This is a genomic window from Pseudoflavonifractor phocaeensis (assembly GCF_016901955.1).
GTDB lineage: Bacteria > Bacillota > Clostridia > Oscillospirales > Oscillospiraceae > Flavonifractor > Flavonifractor phocaeensis_A.
In genome coordinates, this window is the sequence record NZ_JACJLC010000125.1 from 1 (window position 1) to 5,789 (window position 5,789).

The 5,789-nt window shown below is 59.2% G+C and carries 8 protein-coding genes; all 8 read left to right on the forward strand.

Annotation, left to right across the window (positions count from 1 at the left end):
• Positions 1 to 1,248: chromosomal replication initiator protein DnaA (gene dnaA / locus H6B51_RS15970; RefSeq protein WP_204884597.1), on the forward strand; the 1,248-nt coding region annotated here is incomplete at its 5' end.
• A gap of 341 nt (positions 1,249 to 1,589) precedes the next feature.
• Positions 1,590 to 2,705, forward strand: a complete 1,116-nt coding sequence (dnaN, locus tag H6B51_RS15975; protein ID WP_204884598.1) for a DNA polymerase III subunit beta — start codon at positions 1,590 to 1,592, stop codon at positions 2,703 to 2,705.
• Positions 2,706 to 2,741: 36 nt separating this feature from the next.
• Positions 2,742 to 3,170, forward strand: a complete 429-nt coding sequence (locus H6B51_RS15980; protein ID WP_204884599.1) for an acyl-CoA thioesterase — start codon at positions 2,742 to 2,744, stop codon at positions 3,168 to 3,170.
• A complete protein-coding gene (locus tag H6B51_RS15985; protein ID WP_204884600.1) occupies positions 3,167 to 3,379 on the forward strand; it encodes an RNA-binding S4 domain-containing protein in 213 nt (70 codons plus the stop codon). The genes H6B51_RS15980 and H6B51_RS15985 overlap by 4 nt, the downstream gene beginning before the upstream one ends.
• Positions 3,376 to 4,479 (forward strand): DNA replication/repair protein RecF, encoded by a 1,104-nt coding sequence (recF, locus tag H6B51_RS15990; protein ID WP_204884601.1) that lies wholly within the window; start codon positions 3,376 to 3,378, stop codon positions 4,477 to 4,479. Before H6B51_RS15985 ends, recF begins: the two co-directional genes overlap by 4 nt.
• Before the next feature lie 75 nt (positions 4,480 to 4,554).
• A complete protein-coding gene (locus H6B51_RS15995) occupies positions 4,555 to 4,863 on the forward strand; it encodes a Tat pathway signal protein (protein ID WP_204884602.1) in 309 nt (102 codons plus the stop codon).
• A complete protein-coding gene (gene remB / locus H6B51_RS16000; protein WP_204884603.1) occupies positions 4,863 to 5,126 on the forward strand; it encodes an extracellular matrix regulator RemB in 264 nt (87 codons plus the stop codon). Before H6B51_RS15995 ends, remB begins: the two co-directional genes overlap by 1 nt.
• Before the next feature lie 37 nt (positions 5,127 to 5,163).
• Positions 5,164 to 5,577, forward strand: coding sequence for a PH domain-containing protein (locus H6B51_RS16005; RefSeq protein ID WP_204884604.1), 414 nt, complete (start codon positions 5,164 to 5,166; stop codon positions 5,575 to 5,577).
• The last annotated feature ends 212 nt before the right edge of the window (positions 5,578 to 5,789 follow it).

Genomic DNA, 5,789 nt, shown 5'->3' on the forward strand with positions numbered 1-5,789 from the left:
ATCAACACCTGGTTTGACGACGCCACCCCGGTGGCTTTGGAGTCAGACCGCTTTGTCCTCCACACCCCCACCAACTTCAAGCGGGATATCATCACCTCCCGCTACCTGCCCAACATCCAAAAGGCCCTTCATGAACTGTTTTCCGCCGATTTTGAGGTGGTGGTCCTGGGAGAGGGGGAGCTGGAGGGCTATGGCAAGAAGAAAAACGACGACGTTTTTCTGCCGGGTACCGAGGAATACACCTTTGACCGCTTTGTGGTGGGGGCTTCCAACAAGTTTGCCCACGCCGCCGCCCAGGCGGTGGCCGAACAGCCCGCCCAGACCTACAATCCCCTGTTTATTTACGGCGAGTCCGGCCTGGGCAAGACCCACCTGCTCTATGCCATCGCTCACAAGATCCACCGCAACCACCCGGACTACCGCATCGTCTATATCAAGGGGGACTCCTTCACCAACGAGCTGATCCAGGCCATCCGGGAGGGCCGCAACCCGGAGTTCCGGGAAAAGTACCGCTCCGCCGACGTGTTCCTCATGGACGACGTGCAGTTCATCGCCGGCCGGGAGTCCACCCAGGAGGAGATGTTCCACACCTTCAACACCCTGTACGAGGCGGGACGGCAGATTGTGTTCACCGCCGACCGTCCCCCCAAGGAGATGCTGCGGCTGGACGACCGGCTGCGCACCCGGTTCGAATGGGGTCTGCCCGTGGACATCCAACCCCCTGACTACGAGACCCGGGTGGCCATCATCAAGACCAAGGCCATCCGCCGGGGCATGAACCTGCCCGACCCGGTGCTCCAGTATATTGCCGAAAACATTACCTCCAACGTGCGGCAGATCGAGGGTACCGTCAACAAGATCCTGGCCTTCCAGGAGTTGATGGGGGAGAGCGTGGACGTGGACACCGTTACCCGGGCGGTACGGGATATGTTCAAGGACAAGGCGGAGTTCCTTCCATCCCCGGAGATCATCATCGACGAGGTAAGCAAGTTTTACAACATTGACGTGGAAGCCCTTCGGGGCCAGGGTCGCACCAAGGATACCGCCCTGGCCAGACAGATCGCCATGTATCAGATCCGCCGGATGACCAACCTGTCCCTGAAGGAGATCGGCAAGGAATTTGATAACCGGGACCACACTACCGTTATGCACTCCATCGACCGCATCGAAAAGCTGACCAAGCAGTCTCCTGAGATCGCCGAGGTCATCAAGGACATCAACGCCAATATCAACGCCAGGTACGAATGAATACAGAATCCAATTCTATGAATATTCATTGAATATTTATCCCATTCAACTGGAAACCCGTCTGGAAGATCCCTTTCCACATTTCCACAGTGGTTCGGGGATATGTGGAAAGGGTCATGTGGAAAACTTTTTTGGTTCTGCGCCCCTGTGGAAATCCCCCTTTTTTTGTCCACATCCCCTGTGGACGGCGCGCTCCATGGGCCACAAGGCTTTGAGGGACTTTTCCACATGATTTTCCCCTACGGCTTACTATTACGAACTTATCCCCTCCTCTCTCCTGGAGGAGCGCGGAGAGGGGGCGCTGGCGCCCTCTCCTGTCGAAACGGAGGTCTGAATCTGTTATGAAATTTTCCTGCGAAAAAGCCCTGCTCCAGTCCGCCATCTCCACCGCCGCCCGGGCAGTATCCCCCAAGAGCTCCATTCCAGCTCTGGAGGGTATCCTGCTGGAGGCCAATGAGGACGGGCTGCGGCTCACCGGCTATAATCTTGATACCGGCATCCGCACCACCGTGCCCGCCGAAGTGACCCAGGCCGGCACCATGGTGCTGGCCGCCCGGCTGTTTGGCGAGATCATCCGAAAGCTGGACGATGATACCATCACCTTTCAAAGCGACGGCTTTATGGTGTGCATCACCTGCGGCCCCACCCGGTTCAATATTTTGGGCACCGATCCCGAGGAATTTCCCGAGCTGCCCGCGGTGGAGTACCAAAATTCCCTGGTCCTGTCCCAGTCCAAGCTGAAAGCCATGATCGCCCAGACCATCTTTGCCGTCAGCGACAACGAAAGCCGGCCGGTGATCACCGGCTCCCTCTTTGAGGCCGACGACACCGGCCTTACCGTGGTGTCCCTGGACGGGTTCCGGCTGGCCCTCCGCCACGAGGCGGTGGAGAAAAAGGAGGGAGCCCCTTCCTTTTCCTTTGTGGTGCCCGGCAACGCCCTGTCAGAGGTAGAAAAGATCTGCGCCGACTGTGACGAGCCGGTGTCGGTGACCCAGGGCGCCCGCCACATCATGTTCAAGGTGGGCTCCACCATGCTGGTCACCCGCCGGCTGGAGGGAGAGTTTTTGGCTTACCGTCAGGCCATTTCCCGGAACAACACCATTTGTCTGGAGGCGGATACCAAGGCCCTGCTGATTGCCATCGACCGGGCCTCCCTGATGATCACTGAAAAGCTCAAATCCCCCCTCCGGTGCGTATTTGGGGACAGCGTGCTGAAGATCTCCGCAAAGACCGCCATTGGCGACGCCTACGATCAGTGCTCCATCGTGGGTGACGGCAAGGGGCTGGAGATCGGCTTCAACAACAAATACCTGATGGACGCTCTGAAGGCCGCCCCAGCCGACCGGGTACGTCTGGAGTTGTCCACCAGCGTATCTCCCTGCGTGATCCTTCCCACCGAGGGAGAAGAAAATTTCCTGTATATGGTGTTGCCCGTCCGGTTGAAGGCCGGGGAATAAGCCAGTGTGGAGTTGTAAGATAGGAGATAAAAAGAGTTGGAACTGAAACCATATCTGCACAAAGTGCAGTTTTATGAGACAGACGGCATGAGCATCGTCCATCATGGAAATTATATCCTATGGATGGAGGAGGCCCGCACTGATTTTATGGACCAGATCGGCTGGAGCTACCACCGGGCGGTGGACGCTCAGCTGGACTTTGCCGTTACCGACGTCAGCTGCAAATACCGCTCCATGACCCGGTTCGGGGAGACGGTAGCCATCCACATGGCGGTCAATTCCCTGTCTCCCGCCAAAATGGAGCTGAGCTACAAGATGTACAATGCCGAGACCGGGGAGCTGCGGGCGGAGGGCACTTCCGGCCACTTCTTCTACGACCGGGTAAAGGCCCGGCCGGTGGCCCTGAAGCGGGCCATCCCGGAGCTGTGGGAGCTGCTGGTCTCCATCCAGGAGGGGCGGAAATGAAGACCATTCAAGTGAAGATCCACACGGAATTCATTAAACTGGAGGCGCTGCTGAAATTTGAAGGCCTGGTGGAGACCGGCGGCGAGGCCAAGGAGCGCATACAGGCCGGCGAGGTTGGGGTCAACGGGGAGACTTGCACCATGCGGGGCAAAAAGCTGCGGCCCGGCGACGTGATCACCCTGGACGACCTGCGCGTGGAAGTGGTATGATCGTCCGCCGGATTGATCTGGAGCAATTTCGCAACTATTGCCGGTTTGAAGGGGAGTTTTCCCCAAAAGTCAATGTGATCTGGGGAGAAAACGCCCAGGGCAAGACCAATCTGCTGGAGGCCGTGGCCTATCTGTCTACTGCCTCCTCCCACCGGGCCCGGTATGACCGGGAGCTCATCCGAATGGGAGAGGACCACGCCCTGGTGCGGGCGGAGGTCTTTTCCCGGGACCGGGACTTTACTTTGGAGGCCAGGCTGGGTCGGGGGGTGCGGCGGCAGCTATACGCCAACGGAGTGCGCCTCAAAACCGCTGGAGAGCTGGCGGGAGTGCTGAACACGGTGCTCTTCTGTCCGGAGGACCTGTATCTCATCCGGGAGGGGGCGGCAGTGCGCCGTCGGTTTTTGGATACCTGTATCTGCCAGCTGCGGCCAAGGTACGCCCAGGCCCTGGCGGAATACCGGCGGCTGTATGAGCACAAGACCCGGATCTTGCGGGATTGGGAGGACCACCCCTCTCTGCTGGACACCCTGGAGGAATTCAACCTGCGCATGGCCCAGACCGGGGCCCTGGTCATCCATTACCGGGCCCACTTCATCAAACGTCTGCGGGAGGTCACGCCTCCCATCCACCGGGATTTCTCCGGGGGACGGGAGGCGCTGGGGCTGGAGTACCAGACGGTGAGCACTGTCACAGACCCTCTGGCCCCCGCCCGGGAGATCCTGGAGGGGCTGCTGGAGCACCAGAAAACCCACCGCAAAGCGGAGCTGGAGGCCCGGCAGTGCCTGTCAGGTCCTCACAAGGACGATCTGACGGTGACTTTGGACGGCATGAGCGCCAAGACCTTCGCTTCCCAGGGCCAGACCCGCACCGCCGCCCTTTCTTTGAAGCTGTCCTCCCGGGAGATTTTTTTTCAGGATACCGGGGAGTGGCCGGTGCTGCTGCTGGACGATGTTCTGTCTGAATTAGACGAAAAACGGCAGGAATTTGTACTCAACCGCATCAATGGCGGCCAGGTGTTTATTACCTGCTGTCAGGAAATGGGCCTGGACCGGCTGGGAGAGGGGAAGACCTTCCATATCCACAGCGGTGCTTTGGTGTGATGAACACCTGGCTCGGCGGTTACGCCGCGGAGTGATGAGCGGTCCCGCCCATGGAAACAGCGTTAGGAGAACAGGATGATTTACCTTATTTTGGCCTTGATTCCCCTGGTGGGAGGCTTTTTGTTGGAATTTCTGGTATGCCAGTTTACCCGGAAGGGGAGCCGGCTGTGGAAGCTGCTTCCCCCCGTGGTTTCGGCGGCAGTGGTGGCCGGTATTGTGGTCTACCGGCTCAACCTGTGGAAATCAGACAATTCCCCCGCCACTCAGCTGATCTTTATCCCCGGCCTGCCTGCCCTGGGATTTTTCCTGGGGCTGCTGCTGGGCTGGCTGCTGTATCGGCGGCTGTGGCGGCCCAGGATCATTGACGACAGGGGGAAAGGGTAATGTATCTGCATCTGGGTCAGAACGTGGTGGTGGCCCACAGGGACATCGTGGGCCTTTTCGACCTGGACAACACCACCTCCTCCCACCTGACCCGTAAATTCCTGGAGCGGGCGGAAAAGGAGGGAAGGGTAATCAACGTTTCCGACGATCTGCCCCGGGCCTTTGTGCTGTGCCGCCGGGAGCAGGGCCCGCCCATGGTCTACCTGTCCCAGCTTTCGGTGGCCGCCCTGCTGCGCCGGGCGGAGAACAACAGCTTTGAGTAAACGCCCCCACTGGAGATACGGAAAGGAGCGCAACAGCATGGAGCCCATCAATTATCTGTGGAAGGACAGAAAGCGGATCCTGGGCCTGCCCATTACCTTTACCCGGTACCGGATCAGTGAGGACCGGATCTTTCGGGAAACCGGCCTGTTCAACCTGAAGGAGGAAGAGGTCCTTCTCTACCGGGTGCGGGACCTGGAGCTGCGCCGGTCTCTGGGCCAGCGGATCTTTGGAGTGGGTACCGTATGCGTCCACTCCTCCGACAAGACCACCCCCCACCTGGATCTGGTGAACATCAAAAGTCCCCGGGAGGTCAAGGAGCTGCTCCACCGTCAGGTGGAGGAGATGAAGATGTCCCGCCGGATGCGGGCCACCGAGCTGCTGGGGGACCAGGCCGGCGGGCCGCCGGAGGAGGAGCCATGGGGAGAGGACGACCAGGATCTGTTTGACTGACGCCATCCCGGATCTTACATCAAATTCCGCTGGGTGCGGCGCGTGGGAGCGGAAAGACCGTTTCCAGGCGCCACATCCAGCGTATCCAAACATATTGCGGAGGTTAGTGTGAAAGCAGGTAACGGTTCAGGACAGATGAAAAAGGGTGCACGAAACCGGCCCTGCCAACATCGAAGTTTTCAGGGCAAAAGGCAAAAGAGAAGAAGCTGTCA

Excerpts from the sequence above, each read along its gene's own strand:
- H6B51_RS15985 (WP_204884600.1), top strand. The coding sequence starts at position 3,167 with ATGAAGACCATTCAAGTGAAGATCCACACGGAATTCATTAAACTGGAG.
- remB (WP_204884603.1), top strand. The coding sequence starts at position 4,863 with ATGTATCTGCATCTGGGTCAGAACGTGGTGGTGGCCCACAGGGACATC.
- dnaN (WP_204884598.1), top strand. The coding sequence starts at position 1,590 with ATGAAATTTTCCTGCGAAAAAGCCCTGCTCCAGTCCGCCATCTCCACC.
- H6B51_RS16005 (WP_204884604.1), top strand. The coding sequence starts at position 5,164 with ATGGAGCCCATCAATTATCTGTGGAAGGACAGAAAGCGGATCCTGGGC.
- H6B51_RS15995 (WP_204884602.1), top strand. The coding sequence starts at position 4,555 with ATGATTTACCTTATTTTGGCCTTGATTCCCCTGGTGGGAGGCTTTTTG.
- recF (WP_204884601.1), top strand. The coding sequence starts at position 3,376 with ATGATCGTCCGCCGGATTGATCTGGAGCAATTTCGCAACTATTGCCGG.